At 33.9% G+C, this 23,171-nt stretch carries 21 protein-coding genes; 11 read left to right on the top strand and 10 right to left on the bottom strand.

Going from position 1 to position 23,171, the window contains the following annotated elements; all coding sequences use genetic code 11:
* Positions 1-81: 81 nt before the first annotated feature.
* Together pafA and ABID42_RS22900 are read right to left on the bottom strand one after the other, a co-directional pair.
* Positions 82-1,734 (bottom strand): alkaline phosphatase PafA, encoded by a 1,653-nt coding sequence (pafA, locus tag ABID42_RS22905; protein ID WP_367285637.1) that lies wholly within the window; start codon positions 1,732-1,734, stop codon positions 82-84.
* Positions 1,735-1,799: 65 nt separating this feature from the next.
* Positions 1,800-2,243, bottom strand: coding sequence for a type I restriction enzyme HsdR N-terminal domain-containing protein (locus ABID42_RS22900; RefSeq protein ID WP_367285636.1), 444 nt, complete (start codon positions 2,241-2,243; stop codon positions 1,800-1,802).
* A 101-nt stretch (positions 2,244-2,344) separates the two neighbouring features.
* On the opposite strand from ABID42_RS22900, the gene ABID42_RS22895 reads away from it, so the two are divergent.
* Positions 2,345-3,118 (top strand): AMP nucleosidase, encoded by a 774-nt coding sequence (locus ABID42_RS22895; RefSeq protein WP_323689047.1) that lies wholly within the window; start codon positions 2,345-2,347, stop codon positions 3,116-3,118.
* Between the two features lie 53 nt (positions 3,119-3,171).
* On the opposite strand, the gene ABID42_RS22890 is transcribed toward ABID42_RS22895, so the two are convergent.
* On the bottom strand, positions 3,172-4,425 hold the full coding sequence (locus ABID42_RS22890) for an MFS transporter (protein ID WP_367285635.1): 1,254 nt from the start codon (positions 4,423-4,425) through the stop codon (positions 3,172-3,174).
* A gap of 230 nt (positions 4,426-4,655) precedes the next feature.
* Here ABID42_RS22890 and ABID42_RS22885 point away from each other — a divergent pair, with 230 nt between their 5' ends.
* Both ABID42_RS22885 and ABID42_RS22880 read left to right on the top strand, forming a co-directional pair.
* Positions 4,656-5,195 carry an SRPBCC family protein gene (locus ABID42_RS22885; protein ID WP_367285634.1) on the top strand — a complete coding sequence of 180 codons (540 nt, stop codon included), beginning with the start codon at positions 4,656-4,658 and terminating at the stop codon, positions 5,193-5,195.
* A 19-nt stretch (positions 5,196-5,214) separates the two neighbouring features.
* Positions 5,215-5,646, top strand: a complete 432-nt coding sequence (locus tag ABID42_RS22880; RefSeq protein ID WP_367285633.1) for a VOC family protein — start codon at positions 5,215-5,217, stop codon at positions 5,644-5,646.
* An 85-nt stretch (positions 5,647-5,731) separates the two neighbouring features.
* Here ABID42_RS22880 and ABID42_RS22875 read toward each other — a convergent pair whose 3' ends face one another.
* Positions 5,732-7,135, bottom strand: coding sequence for a tetratricopeptide repeat protein (locus ABID42_RS22875; protein ID WP_323689051.1), 1,404 nt, complete (start codon positions 7,133-7,135; stop codon positions 5,732-5,734).
* A 178-nt stretch (positions 7,136-7,313) separates the two neighbouring features.
* Positions 7,314-8,339: an SDR family NAD(P)-dependent oxidoreductase gene (locus ABID42_RS22870; RefSeq protein WP_367285632.1), complete on the bottom strand. Its 1,026-nt coding sequence runs from the start codon at positions 8,337-8,339 to the stop codon at positions 7,314-7,316.
* 77 nt (positions 8,340-8,416) lie between these two features.
* On the opposite strand from ABID42_RS22870, the gene ABID42_RS22865 reads away from it, so the two are divergent.
* The 5 genes from ABID42_RS22865 to ABID42_RS22845 all read left to right on the top strand — a co-directional run bounded on the left by ABID42_RS22865 (position 8,417) and on the right by ABID42_RS22845 (position 11,970).
* Positions 8,417-9,352 carry a Ppx/GppA phosphatase family protein gene (locus tag ABID42_RS22865; RefSeq protein ID WP_367285631.1) on the top strand — a complete coding sequence of 312 codons (936 nt, stop codon included), beginning with the start codon at positions 8,417-8,419 and terminating at the stop codon, positions 9,350-9,352.
* Between the two features lie 237 nt (positions 9,353-9,589).
* On the top strand, positions 9,590-10,309 hold the full coding sequence (locus ABID42_RS22860) for a MotA/TolQ/ExbB proton channel family protein (RefSeq protein WP_323689054.1): 720 nt from the start codon (positions 9,590-9,592) through the stop codon (positions 10,307-10,309).
* 54 nt (positions 10,310-10,363) lie between these two features.
* On the top strand, positions 10,364-10,762 hold the full coding sequence (locus ABID42_RS22855; RefSeq protein WP_184131188.1) for an ExbD/TolR family protein: 399 nt from the start codon (positions 10,364-10,366) through the stop codon (positions 10,760-10,762).
* 45 nt (positions 10,763-10,807) lie between these two features.
* Entirely contained in the window at positions 10,808-11,311 is a 504-nt protein-coding gene (locus ABID42_RS22850; RefSeq protein ID WP_323689055.1) for a DUF421 domain-containing protein, read from the top strand.
* Positions 11,308-11,970, top strand: a complete 663-nt coding sequence (locus ABID42_RS22845) for an MgtC/SapB family protein (protein WP_323689056.1) — start codon at positions 11,308-11,310, stop codon at positions 11,968-11,970. The genes ABID42_RS22850 and ABID42_RS22845 overlap by 4 nt, the downstream gene beginning before the upstream one ends.
* Before the next feature lie 79 nt (positions 11,971-12,049).
* Here ABID42_RS22845 and ABID42_RS22840 read toward each other — a convergent pair whose 3' ends face one another.
* Entirely contained in the window at positions 12,050-13,363 is a 1,314-nt protein-coding gene (locus tag ABID42_RS22840; RefSeq protein ID WP_323689057.1) for a gluconate:H+ symporter, read from the bottom strand.
* A 438-nt stretch (positions 13,364-13,801) separates the two neighbouring features.
* Here ABID42_RS22840 and rpsU point away from each other — a divergent pair, with 438 nt between their 5' ends.
* Together rpsU and ABID42_RS22830 are read left to right on the top strand one after the other, a co-directional pair.
* On the top strand, positions 13,802-13,996 hold the full coding sequence (rpsU, locus tag ABID42_RS22835; RefSeq protein WP_184131554.1) for a 30S ribosomal protein S21: 195 nt from the start codon (positions 13,802-13,804) through the stop codon (positions 13,994-13,996).
* A gap of 191 nt (positions 13,997-14,187) precedes the next feature.
* Complete coding sequence (locus ABID42_RS22830; RefSeq protein WP_367285630.1) at positions 14,188-15,072, top strand: phage lytic cycle repressor MrpR family protein; 885 nt, start codon at positions 14,188-14,190, stop codon at positions 15,070-15,072.
* Positions 15,073-15,120: 48 nt separating this feature from the next.
* Here the strand turns inward: ABID42_RS22830 and ABID42_RS22825 are convergent, their stop codons facing one another.
* From ABID42_RS22825 to ABID42_RS22810, 4 genes are all read right to left on the bottom strand, one after another.
* Complete coding sequence (locus ABID42_RS22825) at positions 15,121-16,656, bottom strand: P-loop NTPase family protein (protein WP_367285629.1); 1,536 nt, start codon at positions 16,654-16,656, stop codon at positions 15,121-15,123.
* Positions 16,657-16,686: 30 nt separating this feature from the next.
* Entirely contained in the window at positions 16,687-16,983 is a 297-nt protein-coding gene (locus ABID42_RS22820) for a hypothetical protein (RefSeq protein WP_367285628.1), read from the bottom strand.
* 133 nt (positions 16,984-17,116) lie between these two features.
* Positions 17,117-18,235: a vWA domain-containing protein gene (locus ABID42_RS22815; protein WP_323689061.1), complete on the bottom strand. Its 1,119-nt coding sequence runs from the start codon at positions 18,233-18,235 to the stop codon at positions 17,117-17,119.
* 186 nt (positions 18,236-18,421) lie between these two features.
* A complete protein-coding gene (locus tag ABID42_RS22810) occupies positions 18,422-19,927 on the bottom strand; it encodes a choice-of-anchor I family protein (protein ID WP_367285627.1) in 1,506 nt (501 codons plus the stop codon).
* A gap of 391 nt (positions 19,928-20,318) precedes the next feature.
* Here ABID42_RS22810 and ABID42_RS22805 point away from each other — a divergent pair, with 391 nt between their 5' ends.
* Positions 20,319-22,691 carry a TonB-dependent siderophore receptor gene (locus ABID42_RS22805; RefSeq protein WP_367285626.1) on the top strand — a complete coding sequence of 791 codons (2,373 nt, stop codon included), beginning with the start codon at positions 20,319-20,321 and terminating at the stop codon, positions 22,689-22,691.
* The last annotated feature ends 480 nt before the right edge of the window (positions 22,692-23,171 follow it).

The following is a 23,171-nucleotide window of genomic DNA, read 5'->3' as shown; positions in this document are numbered from 1 at the left end:
AGTTAATTAAATTTATTTTTATCAACATTGTACCAAATAAAATAACTAAAAGTGTGCCATTTTTTTGTATAGTAACTTTTTTTATCTTTTCACCCCCGAAATTACTCCTCCAACACTACCATTTGGCTCAAGTATATTCAATAAATCAGCAACGGTTGGTGCAATATCAGAGATATTTGTTCTTGATGTTGTTTCTCCAGCTTTTACTCCCCATCCAAAAAATAACAAAGGAACATGAGTATCATATCTGTAAAGCGAGCCATGCGTTGTGCCTGTTTTATAGCCACTAAACCAACTTGGATTTAACACAACCGAAATGTCACCGCTTCTTTTAGGATTGTAACCGTTTTTGATAAAGTTCAATTGATAATTCGGTAAAGTAGTATTTCCTAAATTATGTAAATCTACCACGTCAGTCACTTCATCGTGTTGTAACAAAGTCTCTCTAACTACTTCATATACTTGTGAAAATGACAATTTCTTTTCACTTAACAAAGCATGATTCAAATATATTTGAGAATTATCTTCAGCTCTTACAAATTCGCCTTCTCCAAAAGCTAATTTCAAGGCTGTTTTAATTTCAGTTAAAGCTTTAGATCTATCAAAAATACCTGCTGGTAATTTATTATTTTGCCAAAAACCCGGAATGTCAGCTACACCATGATCAGCACTTAAAAACACTACATAATTATTTTTACCAAGTGTTTTATCCAAAGTTGTTAACATTTCAGCAATGTCTTTGTCCAATCTCAAATAAGTATCTTCTACTTCAATAGAGTTTGGTCCAAACGAATGACCAACATAGTCGGTTGAAGAAAAACTTACGGTTAAAAAATCTGTTTTACTTCCTTTTCCCAAGTTTTCGTTTTCTAAAGCTGCCAAAGCAAAATCTTTAGTCAAAGTATTTCCGAAAGGAGTAGTTCTGATTACTTCTAATAAATTTACGCCTGCTCTAGCCACTAATTCGTGCGGAAAAACTGGATTTGTTTCACCAGCCAATTTACTTTCATAAGGCTGATTATCTATTGAGCTTTCTGTGTATTGTTCTATGGGCAAAAGCGTTTTCCAACCTTCTGTCATGTATTTTTGTGGCATCTTTTTAGCATTGAAATCTTTTACCCATTGTGGTAAATCATTCATGTAAAAAGACGAAGTAATCCAAGAACCATCTTTAGAATCAAACCAGTAAGCACCATTTGCAGTGTGTCCTGCTGGTAAAATTGCACCTCTATCTTTCAACGCAATTCCAATTGTTTTTGATTGATGCGCATTGGCAATTTTCAATTGGTCTGTAATTGTTGAAACTAATAAGTTTTTAGGCGACATCAATCCTGCTTTAGAATTTGCTCCTACTGTTTTTACGGTAGAATCTTCTACACAATATACAGAACGATTATATTTTTGGTCGAACCATTCGTTACCAATAATACCATCAACTGCTGGCACAGAACCAGTAAAAATCGCTGCGTGACCAGCAGCCGTTACCGTTGGTGCATAATCGTAATGATTATTTCTACAATTGAATCCTTCATTCATTAATCTTTTAAAACCACCAGAAGTATATTTATCGTAATAGCGATATAAGTAATCATAACGCATTTGATCAACAACAATACCAACCACTAATTTGGGTTTTGCTAAAGTTGTTTGAGCTGTCGTGGTTTTAGGTTTCTGAGCAAAGGCTGTCGTCAGAACGAAGAAAAATAAAATGGATAAGGAAATTTTTGGAAGCATGATGAAGATTTTTTTCACAAAGGTAATGATGCAAAGGTTGAATGAAATTATTGAAACATGAAATTTTAGACAAATAAAGGTAAATCTTTTAGAAATTCGAGGTGCATATTTTCCCAATTGGTTTTACAACAATGATAAACCATTCCATTGGTAATGGTCAAATACTCTGCCTTTAGTACTTGGTTATATTCCGCAGCTTGGCTGAAAACATTTTGTGTAAGTTTGATGTAAGGCGCTTTACATTCCACAATCATCATCAACTTTCCATCTCTTCCATAAACTTGAATATCAGTTCGTTTTAACAGCGTATTATACTTTAATGAACTTTCTAATTTTATTAAACTTTTGGGATATTGATGTTGGTTTATCAAGAAATGTACAAAATGTTGCCTGACCCATTCTTCGGGAGTAAGTACAATATATTTACGTCTAAGGATGTCATAAATATAGATTTTTTCATCAACTTTCCTTAATTTGTAGTCATAAGATGGGAGATTTAGATTTTCCAAGGCTCTTGATTAAGTTTTGATTTGATGAATTTCGGATAAGAATCAAGCTACAAATAAAATATAAATCGCCCATTTTCCAATCACAAATTAAAATCAAAATTATGAAAACAAAACAAGACATTGTAGAGAACTGGCTTCCAAGATACACGGGAATGCAACTGAATGAATTCGGACAATACATTCTATTGACAAATTTTAGCAATTACGTCGTGATGTTTGCCCAACAATTTGAAGTAGAAATTAAAGGGAAAGATCGCCCAATGCAAAGTGCTACTGCTAATAATATTTCAATCATCAATTTCGGAATGGGTTCGCCAATGGCAGCTACTGTCATGGATTTACTTTCGGCAATTGAACCTAAAGCCGTTTTGTTCTTAGGTAAATGTGGTGGCTTGAAAAAAAACCTTGGCTTAGGCGATTTGATTTTGCCGATTGCCGCTGTACGTGGCGAAGGAACTTCTGACGAATATATGCCAAAAGAAGTACCAGCTTTGCCGTCTTTCCGTTTGCAACGTTCGGTTTCATCCATGATTAAAAAACATGAATTAGATTATTGGACTGGCTTGGTTTATACAACTAATAGAAGAGTTTGGGAACACGATGAAGCTTTCAAACAATATTTAACTGATATTAGGGCGATGGCGATTGATATGGAAACTGCTACGATTTTTACGGCTGGTTTTGCTAATAAAATTCCTCATGGAGCTTTACTATTGGTTTCGGATAATCCAATGACTCCAGAAGGTGTAAAAACGGAAGAAAGTGACAAAAAAGTAACCACCAATTTTGTAGAAAAGCATTTGCAAATTGGAATAGATTCATTGGTAGAACTTGCCAACTCCGGCGAATCAGTAAAACACTTAAGATTTGAATAATAAAAAGGATTCACCCAACAGTGAATCCTTTTTATTGCCTTTTTAAAGAGAATTTATACTTTCAACTCTTCCAAACTTTTACTAGCTTCACGTTTTTTGATATATAAATCTACCCAATAAATTAAACCAATGGCTACTAACATCGAACCTATTACGGTATATCCCAACATATCGTAATGGTCTAAAATACCATCCGGTCTTTGCACCACAATCAATCCCGCTACAAAAGAAGCTACTCCACCAGAAATCTGTTGGATTGAAGAGTTGATACTCATAAAAGCACCTCTATCTTTCATTGAAGGAATGGCTGTCATCAAAGCTGAAGATGAAATCATACGAGCAGAAATACCCGTAAAAAGTATCACATTCAGAATAATAATTACCCAAAGTGGCGTAATGCCTAATTGTGTGTAAATTCCCACTAAAATCATACTGATAACTGAACCAATAAAAAAGGTATTGAATTTCCCTAGTCTATCACTCAATTTACCAATCATTGGTCCAAAAATAATTGAAAATATACCCGTTACGCCATACATAATTGGGAGTTCCTCCAATTTCAAACCAAGGTTATTTGTTCCATAAGCACTTCCAAAAGGCATTAGCATAAATCCACCTGTTGAAAGTAAAATCGTTCCAATAAAAGCTCTTAGATAATGTGGTTCTGAAATCGTTTTAGCAAGATGTTGAAAAGCATTAGAATCACTTTGTATTTTCAAATGCTCTGTTACAGGTTTCATTTTAAGAAAAATTACAACGCCAACGATAATACTCACGCCAACAATCATCCAAAATGGTGCATGCCAATCAAAGCTATTGGCTAATAAAAGCCCAATCGGCAAACCCAATACTTGACTCGCTGCAAAAGCCATTTGTACAAAACCCATTACTCTTCCACGTACTTCTAATTTGAAAATATCGGAAATAATGGCAAAACCTACAGAACCAATTACTCCACCGAAAATCCCTGTAAAGATTCTCGCAAATAATAAAAAGTGGTAATTCGACGCCATCGCACAAAGTGCTGTTCCTATGATAAAACCAACATAAAAAAACAATAAGAATTTTTTTCTATCAAATTTATCGGCAAAACCTGCTGCCAACAGCCCTGAAGCACCAGCGCTAAAAGCATAAGCAGAAACTACAAAACCAAATTGTGAGGTAGTTATTTTTAAGGTCGGCATTAAAATGGCTCCTAGTGGCGACAATACCATAAAGTCTAGAATCACCGTAAACTGAATAAATGCCAAAATGGCAATCATAAAAACCTGATAAGGTGAAAAAACTTTTTCTGTTTGTTGTGTCATCTTGTATTTTCTTGAAAATTTATCGACAAATTTACAAAAATGTATCAATGTTAAGGCTAAATAGCAAGTCTATTTATTAATCTCCTAATTCTACCCATTTCAATGCCTTATTAATATTATTAGAATGTTATTTTGACGGAATTTACCCTGAAATTGCCGTAATATTTCCATTATAAATCAAAGCATTATCTTACATTTGTCTTAATAATAAACTTCAAAATTTAACTAAAATGAAAATAGCAAAGAAAATCCTGCTCTCTTTAGCAATCCTCATTGCTGTACTCTTACTTGTAGCATTATTCACTCAAAAAGATTATGTTGTAGAAAGAGAAATCTCAATCAATAAACCTAAAAAAGAAGTATTTGACTACGTTAAGTATTTGAAAAATCAAAATGAATACAGCGTTTGGGCAAAAATGGACCCAGCCATGAAAAAAGAATTTAAAGGTACTGATGCCACCGTAGGTTTTGTCTCGGCTTGGGAAAGTGACAGTGCAGACGTAGGACAAGGTGAACAAGAAATCAAAAAAATTATAGATGGCGAAAGAATTGAAACAGAAATCAGATTTATTAAACCATTTGAATCAATAGCACCTTCTTACATGACGACAGATTCTATTGGTGTTGGACAAACTAAAGTAAAATGGGCTTTTGAAGGACATACTCCCTATCCAATGAATTTGATGTTATTGTTTTTCGACATGGAAACGATGATTGGTGGCGATTTAGAAAAAGGCTTAGCAAACCTAAAAGTAATTCTTGAAAAATAACCTTTAATAACAAATAATCATGGCAGCAATTAACCCTTATTTAGTCTTCAATGGCAACTGCGAAGAAGCTTTTAATTTTTACAAATCTGTATTTGGAGGAGAGTTTCCATACATTGGACGCATGAAAGATGCTCCTTCACAAGAACCTTTGTCGGAAAGTGATGGTGAAAAAATCATGCACGTTACTTTACCTATCGGCAATGGTTATGTTTTAATGGGAAGCGATACTTCTGAAGCACATGGCTTAGTAACTTTTGGTAGTAATTTTTCAATTTCAATCAATGCTGAATCTAAAGAAGAAGCTACGACTTTATTTGACGGACTTTCGGCTGGCGGACAAGTAACGATGCCATTACAAGATACTTTTTGGGGTGCTTACTTCGGAATGTTTATTGATAAATTCGGTATTCAATGGATGGTAAATCACGATACTGCTGAACAAGCTGTATAATTTTGATATTTTTCTGTTAAAAATGATAAAATAAAAAAAGCGACTTTCGATTTAGGAAGTCGCTTTTTTATGGGTTAAAGAATCTTTATTTTTTGTATTGCTCAATAATTCTAAAGATAGTTTTTTGGGTTTCCAAGCTTTTAAAGTACTCAAACATTAATTCGTGTCCTTCATAACTTAATACCAATGCTGTTTCTAAATACGTAAATGCTTCTTGAAATTTACCAGCTTTAATTAAATAGATTGAAGCACGATAATACAATTCAGCTTCTTCTGGCATGATGTCAATCGCTGAAACCATTAGTTCTGAAGCTAGATTAAAATCACCTTGTTCGTGAATAATGGCAGACCATTTAATCCACGCCTCTGGATTGATAGGTTCTAATTCAGCCGATTTTTGATAAGCCTCAATACCAGTAGCAATATTTCCTAAGTTTGTCTCGGCATCAGCCATTGCTAACCAATAGTAAGCATTTTTATCATCAATACTCAGGGCTTTTTTGATAAAATGGATTGCTTCCATCCATCTTTTCATTTCGCAAAGGCAAATGCCTACACCAAAATAACCATCATCCCATTCAGGGTCGAGTTGAATGGCATATTTATAGTAATGAATTGCTTCTGAAAAGCGTTCTTGGCGTTCAATACTTGCACCTAAACAACAATATACCTCTGGACTTATATCTTCGTGTTCAAGGCAATAACGATAGTTTTCTTCTGCTTTAGCCCAATTACTCAAATTCATGTATGAATTCCCTAAATTGAAATAAGCTGACGAGAATTTATCATTAATCGCAATTGCATATTCATAGGCATCAGCGGCTTCTTCAAACTTGGCTAGTTTTGAATACGCAATTCCGATATTATACCAAGCATTTTCTGAAAAAGGGTCAGTATCAATAAATTGTTGGTAATAAGGAAGAGATTCCTCTAATTTACCAATTTCATCTAAACTGTTGGCTAATTCATAAAGAGCATTTTCATTTTTTATATTAGCTTCAATCGCTTGTTTAAAAGCGGCAACTGCATTGTGATGTTTACCCCAACTTTGATATGCCAAACCGATATGAAAATAAACTTCATCACGTTCTTCGGCAATGTCCAAAATCTCAGTTAAGAGTTCAATCGCAGTTTGATAATCACCTTTCAGATTATGAATGGTGCTTTTAAGGTAAATGGTATCGCTATCAGAAGGGTTAAAAATCTCTGCTTGTGTTACTATTTCTAAGGCTTCATCATGTTTGCCTTGATTAGCTAGTAACTCTGCTTTACAGAGCATTAACTCTAATGAATACGGGTATTGTTCAAGGGCAATGTCACAGGCTTGCATGGCATCTTCTATCTTGCCTTCTTCCATATAATGTTCTACGATTTGTTCGTAGGTATCTAGGTCGAAGAAAGAATTCTCCCTACGTTTGAGCATAGACTCAAAACGCCTCACTGAATGCAGTGTTTCTTCTTGGCGGTCTTCAAAATCTTGTTCCATCATTTTGATTGCAGGGGGTGAGGTGATGTTTATCAGTGGCTGGAAAAATATTTATCATTAGATAATGATGTAACATTTTATACTTTGCCAAATTCTCTTATTGCTAAGATAATAAAAAAACTTTTAATTTACCAAAATCAGCAAGTAAGATTAGATGCTTTTTTGCATTTTTCTAAGAGGATTACTGCTTATTTGTGTACTTTATAGCTAAATTATTACAAATTCGATTTAATGTTTCATCCAAGTCCTTGAATTTCAGTGCCAAAGTTTTTTTTATTTTTTCGTTTGGATAATAGAAATGATGACTCGATGATAACACAGTTTCTTTTGTAATTAAAGGGGCATTACCAGTTAAGTAACTTTTAAGTGCCTCTACACGCCAAATAATGGCTGTTAAAAATTTACTTATTAACTTTCTTGGTGGCTTTTTATTGAGTAATTGTGCTACTTTCTCGAAAAAATCTTTGAAAGTAATATGCCCACTGTTTACAATGAACCTTTCGCCAGAAATATCGGAGGTCGTCAATTGAAAAATACTCTCAGCTACATCCTGAACATCTACGTAATTTAATGTGCCTTGCGGATAGAAAAGATGTTCTTCATTGGCATATTTGAATAATTGCGTACTGCTTTTCGTCCAATCGGCTTCCCCTAATATTAATGAAGGATTGACGATGACTGAGGCTAATCCTTCAGAAAAACCTCTCCAAATTTCCATTTCAGCTAAGTATTTCGATTTAGCATAATTTGAATTGAGCGGACTTTCTTCCCAAGTTGATTTTTCATTAATTGATATAATGGATTCAGCTTTTGAATCTACAGGAATTTTGCGCCCTAAAGCTGCAACAGAACTTACAAAGCAAATTTTCTTTACTCCATTTGTCAAGCAACTATTCACAATATTAGCTGTGCCTTCAATGTTGGTTTTAAACATGCTGTCACGGTCTTTTGGCGCAAAAGAGACTATGGCGGCCGCATGAACGACCAAATCAATATCTTTCATCAATTCATCCAAGAACATTACATCTAAAATATCACCTTCTTTCCAAGTGATTTTATTGGTAATGTCTTTGACCAACGACAAGTCGCTTGTATTTCTTTTTAAGCCAATTACTTGATAGCCAGCTTCTAAGAAACGCTTAGCTACAAAACTACCCACCAAGCCAGTAATGCCAGTGATTAGGATATTTTTAGGTTCTTGAATCACAATAATTTTAACATAGAAACATTCACGTACATTTGCATTGACAAAGGTAAATCCAAATCATCAGAATCAATTATAAAGTGATAAAGAAAGCGTTTATAGATTTAGGTACAAATACTTTTCAGCTACTTATTGTAGCACAAGAAGGTAATAATTACCAAAAAATACATGAAGATAGTTATGCAGCTAAAATTGGTTTAGGAGGTATTTCTTCGGGAATTATTACTCAGGAAGGAGTGGAAAGAGCCGTATTTGCTTTAAAATACTTTCAAGAAAAGTTAAATGAAGAAGGCGTAATTCCTGAAAATATTTTTGCCACAGCAACAAGTGCTGTTAGAAATGCTAGCAATGGCGAAGCTTTCTGTGAGGAAATTTTTAAACGAACAGGCATTTTAATTAAAGTAATTTCTGGAGAAGAAGAAGCTGGATTGATTTATGAAGGAGTAAAATTAGGCACACCTATTGGAAATGATACTTCTTTAATCATTGATATTGGTGGAGGTTCTGTTGAATTTATTATTTGTAATCAGGATAGAATTTTTTGGAAACAGAGTTTTGAAATAGGCGGACAACGTTTGATGGATAAATTCATGAATTCAGACCCTATTTCTCCTCGCTCTGTTCAATCATTAAAAGATTATTTAGAAGAACAATTATTGCCTTTGACCAACGCTGTGCATCAATATGCACCAATTTGTGTCATTGGTTCGGCTGGTTCTTTTGAAACCTTGATTGACCTTTACTTTATGAAAACTTTTGGTCAATTACCACCCATAGAACAGGTTTCTTTTGAATTACCCATTGCCGAATTTTATGATTCTTTCTTGAAGATTGTTTCTAGCAATCGTGAACAACGAATGGCTTTAGCTGGAATGATTGAACTTCGTGTTGATATGATTGTAGTCGGTGTTTGTTTGATTGATTTTGTTTTGAAGCGATACGACATTCGTCAAATAAAAGTATCAAACTTTGCGTTAAAGGAGGGTGTTCTGAGTAAGCAACTCTCGTTGAATTGATTTTAAAGGTAAATTTTCTTGTTAAGATTTAGCCCAAAATACATTCACATAATGTTTTAATACTGAGATTTTTAAGTTTTTGTAAGCAATTGCATTACCAAGAATTTTCAGATAAGGCATATCACATAAGTCATTTTTTTTCGTTAAACTTGTTAAAAATTAATCAATCTTCAACATTTTTTTTAAACGATTCAAGCCCAAATTTTAAACTTGACTCTTCGTAATCCGTAAAAAGCTATGCAGATTTTTCAAAGTATCCTATTGCAAACTAACGTTATTTCTCCTGATTCTGTGGCTACTTCTGTAGCTAATGGAGTAACTAAAGCTGATCAAGAAATGAATATTTTGAACCTCTTAGAAAAAGGAGGTTGGGTAATGATTCCAATTTTTGTATTGTTTTTTATTGCCTTGTTTTTATTTTTAGAAAGATATTTTTATATCCGTAAAACAGCTAAACTTGATAATAATTTCCTGTTTTCTATCCGTGAAATGCTTTATGCAGGAAATGTCCAAGGTGCAGTGGCATATTGCAAGAACGCACAATTCCCGATTGCTAGATTATTAGAAAAAGGATTGAACCGTTTGGGTTCGCCGATTCGTGATATTGAAACAGCGATTGAAAATACTGCAAGAGTAGAGATTTATAACATGGAAAAAAACCTTGGTTTTCTTTCTGCCATTGCAAAAATTGCTCCGATGTTTGGTTTCTTAGGTACTGTTTCGGGGATGATTCGTACTTTTCATAATATTTCGGTGGCGAATAAAATTGATATTAGTACGATTGCAAGTGGTATTTATGAGAAAATGGTTACTTCGGCTACAGGTTTGATGGTGGGTATTATTGCTTACTTTTTCTATACCATTTTAACTACGATGATTGACCGTGCCGTAAACAAAATGGAAATTACTGCCATCGACTTCTTAGATATTTTGCATAAACCAGCATCAACTAAATAATTTTTAATGGCTGATTGCTGAAATAAAGCATTCATTCTTCATTGTTGAAAAAATATGAATATAAGAAAACGTACTCGTGAACAATCGGAAGTTGAGACTGGTGCATTAGCGGATATACTCTTTTTCTTGATGATGTTCTTCTTGATGATTTCAACCTTGGCTAGTCCAGATGCTATAAAGTTGTTATTGCCAGAATCATCAACTGCCCAACAAACGGCAACTAAAGAGAATATTAGATTAACCGTTGATGAAAACAATAATTACTTCGTTGATGATAACCCTGTTCCTTTCGAAGAACTAGAAGTATATCTTGGTGAAGAAGCTAAAAAGAAAGGTTCGGAAACTGTCATTCTAAGAATTGCGAAAGATAGAACTGTACAAGATTTGACTAAAATCCATGACATTGTTGCTCGATTGAATTTAGGAATGGTTATGGCAACCGATAAATTGTAGTTGTAGAGAATAAATTGAAAGCTCGTCGCTATGACCAACTAAGCAATGGATTACCTCATTATATCTTTTAAATCAATAGCCGTTTACGTGTTCATCGTAGCGGCTATTCGTTTGTTTGGCAAAAAGGAATTATCTCAATTATCTGTGATTGATTTAGTTTTTATTCTCTTGATTTCAAATGCTGTGCAGAACGCAATGGTGGGCGATAATACTTCTCTTTTCGGTGGTTTTGCCGCTGCGGGCAGTTTGTTTGTCATGAACTTTATCTTGAAAAAAGTAATGTTTAGCAATCAAGCCATCAGTAAAATTATCCAAGGTGAGCCTTTGATGTTGGTGTATCAAGGAAAAATTAAAGAGCAAGCTTTACAAAAATCAGGGCTTTCATTAGAAGAATTGAATGCTGCTATTCGTGAACATGGAGTAGAAAGTATCGAAAAAGTTGATTTAGCAGTATTGGAAGTGGACGGAAATATTAGTGTTTTGTCCAATAATTATGTACATAAAACATCTCAAAAAAGAAAAATTCATAAAGCACTAACCAAAAAATGAGTGATTTAGAAATACTATTTAATCACATTTTTTATAATGATGATTTCTTGAAAATCTTAGCATCTACAGTTGTGGGTGCTTTGATTGGTTTAGAACGTGAATATCGAAGTAAATCTGCTGGTTTGCGAACTTTTACGTTGATTTCAGTGGGCTGTACAATTTTTACGATTTTATCGGAAAAAATGGGTATTGCTCTTTCGCCTGATCGTATTGCTGCCAATGTGGTTACTGGAATTGGTTTTTTGGGTGCTGGAGTAATTTTTAGAACGGATGATAAAATAAAAGGACTTACCACTGCTACAATTATTTGGGTTACTGCTTCTTTAGGAATGGCAATTGGCGATGGACATATTTTACTTTCTTTCCTTGGAACTAGCGTTGTTTATATTGTTTTAGGGCTTTTTGTGAAACTTGAAGTAATCATGGAAAGGTATGGTCGTACTCATAATTATCGAATTGTTTGCGAGTACAGTCCTGATTGTTTTAAGAAATTAGAAACAATTTTTGAGCAATGTAATTTAGTAGCTAAAAGAGAAAAACAGATAATTAAAAATAATTTGTTAGTGAGTAGCTGGTCTATTCGTGGGCGTTCTTCTAAGCACGATAAATTAGTGAAAAAATTAATGGCTGATAATTCGATTAAAGAATTAGAGTTTTAGTAATAATGACGATATTTTTCTTCCGAAATAAAATTACTGGTGTTGATGAAGGCAATCACCAACACCAGTATCAATATAATTAAATCACTGCATCCAGAATCAGAACACCAATTAATCCTACCACTGCTACAATACTTTCCATCATTGACCAAGACTTAATGGTATTCTTGATACTGAGGTTGAAATACTCTTTAAATAACCAAAAACCAGGGTCATTTACGTGCGAGAACATCAAGCTTCCTACACCAATTGATAAAACCATTAAGTTTGGATTCACTCCAGATTGAGCCACTAATGGTGCCATGATTCCCGCAGTCGTTAGTCCAGCTACAGTTGCAGACCCTAAACAAACTCGAATAATAGCCGCTACTAACCAACCTAAAATCAAAGGGTCTAATGGTAACGTTTTTAGGATAACTGCAATTTCATTGCTTACGCCACCATCCATCAGAATTTGTTTTAAAGCACCAGCACCACCAATGATTAAGATAATCATTGATACATCTTTTACGGCTTCTGTATAAATCGACATGATGGTTTTCATAGAAGTCCCCATGTTTCTACCTAAAGTAAATGTTGCTACAAGCACAGAAATCAACATTACAATCGAAGGGTCAGCCACAAATACACCAAATGATTTTAGCGATTCATTTTCTTTCCAAAATGTTGCTAAAAGTGTAGTGGATGCCAATAAAATAACGGGTAAAAGCGAAGTCAAAAAGCTATTTAAAGTACTTGGTAATTGCTCTTCAGGAAGTGTTTTACTTTGAAAAGTTTCTAATGGTTTTGAAGGAATATTTTTGAGTGTCAAAGAAAAAATTGGTCCAGCGATAACGATTGTTGGAATGGCGATAATAATACCATAAACCAAAGTAAGTCCCATATCAGCGTTAAACTGAGCAACCAAAGCCGCAGGAGAGGGGTGAGGAGGTAAAAATCCGTGAGCAACTGATAATGATGCCAACATCGGTAGTCCGATGAAAACAGCAGGCAATTTATATTGATTAACTACAGAAAATATCAGCGGAATCATTAAAACAAAACCCACATTATAAAAAAGTGGAATACCAATGATAAACCCCGTGCAAACTAAACCCCATTGGATGTATTTTTCGCCGAAAATCTTCATCATTACTGAAGCGATTTTCTGAGCAGCACCGCTTTCAGCAACGATTTTACCAAGCATAGCACCTAAGGCAATAACAATTACTAAAGAACCCAACATATCACCAACGCCTTTTTGTAGAGATTTTCCAATACTGCTTAAAGGAATACCTGTAGTGATACCAGCAACGATAGAAACGATAAGGAAAGCTATAAAGGGATTAAGTTTTCCCCAAGTAATAAGCAGGACTAAAAGTCCAATACACAATAAAATAATAAATAACGTCATAGTTTGTATTAATTGGATAAGATAAATAATATGATAAACCTAAACATTTGGACTGTATGATTTATCCTTTTTTGAAATAATTTTAATAAAATCAGTCTTAGACATTTTCGTCAATTATTTTTACAAGAGAACAAGGTATAAACATAAGACTGATTTTATAGGAAATGCCCTATGTTTACTCAATAAAATCTAATTCAAAGCCATAAGAAGATTTAGTGAAATCTTTACTTGCCTTCAATTGATACTTATTGGTTAAAAAATAAGAATAAAGTAAGATGTTGCTAATATAAATATAATTATGAGACCAAAAAAGAGCTAAATGTAGCTACAACCTCTCATCAATCAGGCAATTATTGCTTAATTTACTTGACATTTAAAGAAGTAAGTTTTATCTTTGCACCTCTATTACAAAAAAAGATTTTAAACAAACAAAATAATATGCTGATTATCAATATTAAAGAAAACGAGTCAATCGACAAAGCGTTAAAAAGATTCAAGAAAAAATTTGAAAAAACTGGCGTTGTAAAGCAACTTCGTAAACGTGCGGCATTTGAGAAACCATCAATTGGCCGTCGTACTGAAATCATTCGTGCGTCATACAAACAAAGAATGTACGGTAACGAAGAAGCATAGTTCATAGATTGATTTTTTTTAAATAACAGAAGTATTTTGTTATCAATTTAATCGTGAATTAAGCCGATAACCGTCAGCATCATAAGAAACGTCTGAATAAACATAGTTTGTTCAGACGTTTTTGTTTTTAGCAGCTTTGTTGTAAATTATGAGTGTTAAGCATCTCAATTTTGTAAAATCCAAGGAACTCAATGCCAGAAATTATTGATTTTTTTATCAAATACATTCAATTTGAAAAGCGCAGTAGCGAACATACTATTACGGCTTATCGTTCTGATATGAAGCAGTTTACGGAGTATTTGGTGAAATCTTACGAATTTGAACATCCACAATTAGCAGATTTTCAGATGATTCGTTCATGGATTGTTTCTTTGGCTGAAGCGAAAGTAGAGAACCGCTCTATCAATCGTAAAATTGCTACATTGAGAACTTTCTATAAGTTTTTACTCAGGAAAAAAATCATTGAAAAAGACCCAATGTTTAAGGTTTCTGCCATGAAAACCCAGAAAACCATTCCTTCTTTTGTGCGTGAAACTGAATTAGATACTTTGCTGGATGATGTAGAATTTACACAAGATTTTATGGGAGTACGTGATAAATTGGTGTTAGAATTACTGTATGGTACAGGAATGCGTCTTTCTGAAATGATTGAATTGAAAGAAAGTGATATTGATTTTTACAGCAGAACGCTTACTGTTTTAGGAAAGCGCAATAAGCAAAGAATTATTCCAATCAACCAGCAATTGGTCAATTTAATTCAAGCATATCAATCTTATAAAAATGCTGAAAATTTAGGAAATGAATATTTGATTATTACTGATAAAGGAGAGAAAAGTTATCCAGTTTTGATTCAAAGAATTACCAAAAAATACTTGTCTTTAGTAACCACATTGTCAAAAAAATCACCTCATATTTTGCGACATTCTTATGCTACACATTTGTTAAATAATGGAGCAGATTTGAATGCCATTAAGGATTTACTTGGTCATGCTTCGCTTTCAGCAACACAAGTTTATACCCATAATTCAATGGAAAAGATTAAGAAAATTTACGAACAGGCACATCCAAAGGCATAAATAAAAAAGCGCTTGACAATTTTAATTTGTCAAGCGCTTTTTTATTACTTACTTATAATCTTCTTCGTCATCGTCGAATTTGAACTTATCCAAATCGAAAAGAGAATCTGTTAAATCTTTGAATTGAAGTCCTTTTTCAAGGTTCTTTTTAGAAATGATTGAGAATTCTGATAAACCGTGCAAGACAAATTCCATCATAAATAATTTCTCTCTTCCTTGAATGGCTGGATAAACTTTTTCAATTAAATCATCCAAACCTTCAATGGTTCTTAAACGAGCAGAGTACTCGCTGTCTGAACAATCATTTAAAATGTCCATCACATTGCCATCCATAAACCAGTCAATAATTGGTTTGTATGGATTTTTTCCAGCTTTATCTTTAGCAGCTTTCTTGATTTTTTCTGGGTCTGGGAAGAAATTCAAGAATTGTGCTCTGATAGCTTTTCCAACCAAATTCTGAGCAACAATTACTGGTCCTTCTACTTCGCCTTCGTAAACCAATTCTACTTTGCCACAAACCGCAGGAATAACACCAATTAAATCGGCAACACGCACATAAGTTTTGTCTTCACCGTTGATTAATGCTCTTCTTTCAGCCGAAGAAATTAGATTTTCATACGCTGAAATCGTCATACGGGCTGAAACGCCTGATTTTGCATCAACAAATTCGGAAGAACGAGCTTCAATGGCAATTTGCTCAATCAAATCATCCATGATATGATTGGTTGTTACTAATTCTTCTTGTTCGCCTTTTAGTTTTGCTTCTTGTAAAGTAATCTTTTTCCCGATTTCCAAAGTTTTCGGATAATGCGTAACAATTTGTGAGTCGATTCGGTCTTTCAAAGGCGTTACGATTGAACCACGATTGGTATAATCTTCTGGATTGGCAGTAAAAACAAATTGCAAATCTAATGGTAAACGAATCTTGAAACCACGAATTTGAATATCACCTTCTTGCAAAATATTGAATAATGATACTTGAATGCGAGCTTGTAAATCCGGTAATTCATTTATCACAAAAATACAGCGATGCGAACGTGGAATCAATCCAAAATGCACTACTCTTTCATCAGAATAAGGCAAACGTAAAGTCGCAGCTTTAATTGGATCGGCATCTCCAATCAAATCGGCTACAGAAACGTCTGGCGTTGCTAATTTTTCGGTATAACGGTCGTTTCGGTGCATCCAAGTAACGGGCGTTAAATCGCCATGTTCTTCGATTAAATCTTTTGCAAAACGAGAAAGTGGTTGCATCGGGTCATCATTCAATTCAGAGCCTTTTACCACTGGAATATATTCATCTAATAAATTCACCATCAAACGGGCAATACGAGTTTTGGCTTGTCCACGTAAACCCAATAAATTGATATGATGTTGAGAAAGTATCGCTCTTTCAATATCAGGAATTACGGTGTCTTCATAGCCCCAAATTCCTTCAAAAACGTTCTCTTTATTTTTGATTTTTACAATTAAATTATCTCTTAACTCATCTTTAATTGATTTTGGTTGATAACCTGATGCTTTTAATTGACCAAGCGTATGAATGTTTAAAAGAGCTTTTGAATCGATAGTTTTGTATGACATTATGCTATTTTTTCTTATGAAAAATGAGATTTATTTTAAGTGTGAAAGATTCTTTTTGTTCAAGCTTGCTGAACCGTAACTTCGGTTAGCAATAAAACCAAGAACATCTCTATTTTGTATATTTTGCCCTTTCATTTTTAATCTGAGTACTTCTGAATATGCTTCTGCATAATTTTCGTCATCATAAGATTTTGCTACAAACAAATCTCTTGAAAATGGTTCACCTTGGGCTCTGTATGGTGAAATTTTTGCCATTGCTTCGTGGTCAATACACTGTAAGTAGGCTTCGTGCTTTTCAGCGGCTATATAAATGGGTTTTAAATTCATGATTTCTGAAATTTTTGGGGTTTAAAGATGCTTTGGTAGTTTGAAAATTTGAAGATTTGAAAATGCTCCTATGGGTACAATTATCTAATTTTCTTTTTACCTCACTGCTCACTGCTCATAGCTGTTAGCTAAATTACCTCACACCTTTCTTTCTATTTTTTTCATAATCTTCAAAAATGAACTCGCCTAGTCCTTTTAATGAAGAATAATATGCTCGTCCGTTATTTATCTTGGTGAATTCTTGAACAAATTCTTTTAGATATTGGTCACGAGCAATCATAAAAGTTGTTACTGGGATTTTTAAACGACGACATTGTGCCGCCAAGGTTAACGTTTTGTTTAATATTTTTTTATCTAATCCAAACGAGTTTTTATAATAACGAATACCTTCTTTCAAACAAGTAGGCTTGCCGTCGGTTATCATAAAAATCTGTTTGTTTTTATTTTTTCTTCTTCTTAATAAATCCATTGCCAATTCTAAACCAGCAACAGTGTTGGTATGATATGGTCCAACTTCTAAATATGGTAAATCTCTTACTTGTATTTGCCAAGCATCGTTTCCAAAAACAATCACATCTAAAGTATCTTTCGGGTACTTCGTCATGATTAATTCAGCCATTGCCATCGCAACTTTTTTAGCTGGCGTAATTCTATCTTCACCATACAAAATCATAGAATGTGAAATATCAATCATCAAAACGGTTGAAGTTTGTGCTTTATATTCTTTGTCAACGATTTCTAAATCGTTTTCTGTCAGCATAAAATTTTCAACACCATTATTGATTTGTGCATTTCTGATAGATTCTGTCATCGCAATTTGGTCCATTGCATCACCAAATTGAAACTCTCTTCTATCTGTATTGTTTTCATCGCCTGTTCCTTGGTAAGGCGTTCTATGATTTCCGTTTGAACCTGTTTTCTTTAATTTACCGAAAATCTCATCTAAAGATTGTTTCCTAATACTTTGCTCGCCTTTAGAAGTAAGTATTTGTTCTTCTTCGCCTTCTTCGTTTTTTTCTTCTTTAATATAGCCTTTGGCTTTTAAGTCTTCGATGAAGTCAGCAATTCCGTAAGATTCGTCTGTAAGATTATATTGTTTGTCTAAAGATGTTAACCATGTTAATGCTTCGGAAACATTACCCGCTGTCATGGTTACTAATTGATTAAAAATATCTAAAAGCTGGTCGAATTTGGCCTTTTTGCCGTCTTCGGTTTCCTGTGGAATATATTCTGAAAAACGATAGCCAAGCATATTTGGTTTTGGATTGATGAGTATTATTTTACGATTTTTTTTCGCATAGTATAAATATAAAACAAAAAGTTTGTTGAATGGGTTTAAATCTGAACGATAATTAATCAAAACAAAGCAAAAAATCCATACAATTAGCTTTCACTAAAAGTATGGATTTCAAGAAAAATATTTAGAGACTCAGTAAAATTATAGGGTATTTGGCTTGTAAACCTTGATTACGCCATCGTTTTCGCTACTTACAACCAACAAACTTTTTTGTGTTGGACTATTTTTCGCAGGGATAAATAAAACGCCTTCTGGGGCATCACCACATTTTAAAATTTGTAAGAAAACAGGATTTGTTGGGATTGTTACATCATAAACAGCTACAGCATCTACTCTTTCCATTCCAACAAAGGCTACTTTTTTATTGCCTACTGTACCAATTGTGATGCCTTCTGGTTCGATAGATTTATCGTCACTTCTTGTATCATCATACAGACTTGCTGCAATCACTTTAGTATCCAATTCATTTTTGCTGTCAAACACTAAAGCGCCGTCGTTTCCATTCCAAACACTGAAAGAACGTGCACCTAATGAATAAAGAAAATCATAATCTCCATCACCGTCAGTATCACCTAAAGTGGTTGTTACATTTAATCTACCTGCTTTTTCAGCTTTAATAAGGTCTGTAGCATTTGGGAAAGCTGTTGCATCCAATTTCAACGCACTTACTCTTTTAATTTCTGCAAAAGCATCATACTCTCTGGCATCACCTTCGTTAGCAGTAAATAAGTAAGGAATTCCAGCATGTTGTATAAAAGCAATGGCATCAGGTTGATACATTCCTTTTACTTTCCATTTGCTTAATGCAACGGCGTTATCTCTGTCACTAATATCAACAGTGTTTCCATCAACATCATAATCTTTGAAACCAAGTGGTAGGATAGAAGTAATCGTTTTTGTTTCAAGATTCAATTTTGCAATGGCATTATTTTCTTGTAGAGTAACCCAAGCAGTTTTTGAATCATCTGAAACCGCAATGTATTCTGGTTCAATATCTTTGGCAAAAGTGGCGTTTAATCCAAAAATTCTTAATCCTTTTGCCATTAAAGCTGTTTGTTGGCTAGCAAAACCAGCGAAATCAATTGTTGTTACAGCATAATTATTATTGACAGCAATAATAGAAATTGAACCTACAGGGTCATTTGTGTAAGTAGCATTGGGTTCTCCTTCATTAGCTGTAAGAATTAAATTGCCATCTGGAGAATAAGTAATCATGTCTGGTAAAGCTCCAACAGTAACTACTTTTACTTCTTTGTAATCTGAAGTATTGAAAACCGCAACTTTACCATTTGCTTGTTTATCTGATGCTTCAATAGCCGCTGCTACTTTACCGTTTGAAACGGCAACGCTATTCACAGCTCCACCATAAGGCGTCATGCTAATTGAGCCGATTACCTTCATATTGGTTGGGTCTGCAAAATCAATGACATCAATTTTGTTGACCGTTCCATTATTTACTACAAATAAACGTTTTGTTTGTGGGTCATAAGCCGAAATTTCGGCTGCACCAACATCACCAATATCGATACTTCCGATTTCTACAAATGTTGCAGCATCTTCATTCACGAAAAATTCTTCTTCGTTTTTATCGCAACTCAACAATAGGGATGTTAGTAAGAGGGAAAGGGAGAGTAATGTTTTTTTCATTTCTTTTTTTCTGCAAAACTATGTTCGAGATAAAAGAAGCTTGTTAACAGAGGGTTAATTCTGGGTTAATTTATCTCGCTAAAATCAAAATAGCGATAGGAAATACTTTCTTTAAAGTACTGAAATTGAAAAAATAAATGAAGTAATCTTTTGATTATTAGATGTTTATTGATTGTTGTTTAAATCCAGTCTAAATAAAATTACGTATTTGTTTGTAATTAGTCTAAATAGGCGATAATTTTGTGCCATTAATAAATCAATGACCAAGTATTGAAGATTTAACGAGACAATGTCTTTTCTTAATACCTCTAAACTATTTTTCACGAATAATCCATTTATAAATATATTTTTTTGATTAAGTGCTTAGAATTAGTCCAAATAAAACAATAAAATGAAAAAATCTATTCAAAATTTCTGCTTAATAATTATTTTAATGATTAGTGGGAGTATCGTTGCTTTTGCTCAGACTGGAAGTATTAAAGGTAAAGTAACTGATAAAAGTGGTGATGCTATTCAATTTGTAAATATTAGTATCAAGAATTCAAAGCAAGGAACAATTTCAAACGAAGACGGAGAGTTTTTGCTTAAAAATATTAAAACAGGCGAAGCAACACTTATTATGCAATTTGTAGGTTTGAAAACCTTAGAAAGTAAAGTAAATGTGAAAGCTGGTGCTGTAAGTGAAGTTAATTTTTCTTTGGAAGAAGGTTCAAACGAATTATCAGAAGTAACCGTAATGGGTGTACAGTCTGCTAATGAAAAAACAGTAACTATTGGTAAAATCGCTATTAAACCTATGGATTTACCGCAAGCGGTTGCCACAATTGATAGAACAGTGTTAGAACGCCAACAAGTATTACGTTTGAGCGATGCTTTAATGAATGCAAACGGTGTGTATATCATGGGTAGCACGGGTGGTTATCAAGAAGAAATTGCGGGTCGTGGTTTTGCTTTTGGTAGTTCAAATACTTTTAAAAATGGCGCTAGATATTTTAACGGTACTTTACCTGAAATGTCTTCTATCGAAAAAGTAGAAATCATGAAAGGAAGTACTGCAATCTTATTCGGTAACGTAGCCGCAGGCGGTATTTTGAATTTGGTAACAAAAAAGCCAAAATTTGAATCAGGTGGTTCTGTTTCGATGCGTTTAGGTTCATATAACTTTTATAAGCCTACAGTTGACTTGTACGGTGCAGTACTTGGAAGTAAAAAAGTAGCGTATCGTATCAATGGTACTTATGAAAAAGGAAATAGTTTCCGTGATGATGTGAATTCTGAAAGAGTTTATGTAAACCCTTCTTTATTATTCAAATTGAGTGATAAAACGGAAATCATTTTAGAAGGTGATTATATGAAAGACCGCAGAACGGCTGATTTCGGAGTTGGTGCTATCAATTATGTAATTACAAACTTACCTCGTGAAAAATTCCTTGGCGTAAAATGGTCATATTTCGACATCAAACAACAAACTGCCAATGTAACGATTAATCACCAAATTAGTAATAACTGGAAAATTTCTGGAACGGCTGCTTACAGAGCTTACCAAAGTGAATTGTTTGCAACTACTCGTCCAACAACGATTGCTGCTGATGGTAGATTAGTGAGAAGTATCCAACGTTCGGAAGTAGATGAGAAATATTTGATGGGGCAAATTGATTTGACGGGTCAATTCAAAACTGGAAAAATTGGACATAATGTGTTGATTGGTACTGATGTTGATAGCTACGATACTAAAACTACCTCATTTACTGCGGCTGTTTATGATACAATCAATGTTTTCAACTCAGAAATTATCGACAAACGTAGCGATAGACCAAACTTAGCAGTGAATACAATCACTACTGCACCAGTAAATCGTGTAGGTGTTTATGCACAAGATTTAGTAGGTATTTCAGATAAATTCAAATTCTTAGCTGGTTTACGTTATAGTTATCAAGAAACAAAAAGCTCGGTATTAACAGTAAAAACAAATGCTACTGTAGAATCGTCAGCTTATGATGATGCGCTTTCTCCACGTTTAGGTTTGGTGTATCAACCGAACAAGCGTATGGCTTTCTTCAGTAGTTACTCAAACTCTTTTACTTTGAATACGGGTGTTGATATTTACGGAACAGCTTTGAAACCATCATTGATTGACCAAGTAGAATTGGGGATGAAAAATGAATTATTCAATGGTTTAGTTTCGGCAAACGTAACAGTTTACCAAATTAAGAACAGTAATTTAGCACAAACGGCTTTGGTTGATAAAGATGGTAAAGCAAACAGTAACACAAACATCAAAGAATTAGCAGGCGAAGTAACAAGTCAAGGTGTTGAAGTTGACTTAAAAAGTAAACCTTTCTTAGGTTTCTCAGTAATGGCTGGTTATAGCTACAACGAAACAAAATATACTGCTAGTAACATTTATATTGTTGGAAGTTTGTTGAGATATAATCCAAATCACACAGCGAATGCAAGTATCTATTATACTTTCTCTGACACAAAATTAAAAGGCTTGAATCTTGGTTTAACTGCAATGTATTTTGGCGAAAGAGTTGCTGGTCGCTCAACAAGATTAACAGTTGCCAACGATGCTTTCAAATTGATCCCTGTAAATGCTTACACACAAATTGATGCAAGTATCGGATACAACTTCAGAAAGTATTCATTGAGAGGAAAAGTATCAAACATTTTAAACGAAATGAGCTACAATGTTCATGACGATAACTCAGTAAATCCTATCGCACCAAGAATGGTTTCTCTTACTGTTGCGTATAAATGGTAATACGTAAAAAGTAAAGGTTTATTAGAAAAGCTTCGCATTCAATGCGAAGCTTTTTCTTTTATGTAGATTATAAAACGAGCGATGTGATATATAAAACGAGTAATGTAATTTATAAAACGAGCGATGCGATTTAGGAAACGAGCAATGTAATTTAGGAAACGAGCGGTGTGATTTAGGAAACGAGCGATGTGATTAAGAAAACGAGTGATGTGATTAAGAAAACGAGTGATGTGATTAAGAAAACGAGTGATGTGATTAAGGAAACGAGCGATGTGTTTAAGGAAACGAGCGATGTGATTGTCTCACCCTAAAAAAGCTTGACAGTATTTTGGGTTAAAACTGAATTAATTGTCAAGTTTTTTTTATTGTATTACCAAGATTACGACGAGTCTGTTCACCGAACTGTGTCAGTTTAAATTTAAGTTTATTTTTTTACTTTTACTCAGACACACTTTATTATGGAGACTCCTGACAATTTTG

The sequence above is a fragment of the Arcicella rosea genome (genome assembly GCF_040543805.1).
GTDB classification, from domain to species: Bacteria; Bacteroidota; Bacteroidia; order Cytophagales; family Spirosomataceae; genus Arcicella; species Arcicella rosea.
Note: the sequence above shows the minus strand (reverse complement) of the source record. Positions and strands in the feature narration are given on the sequence as shown.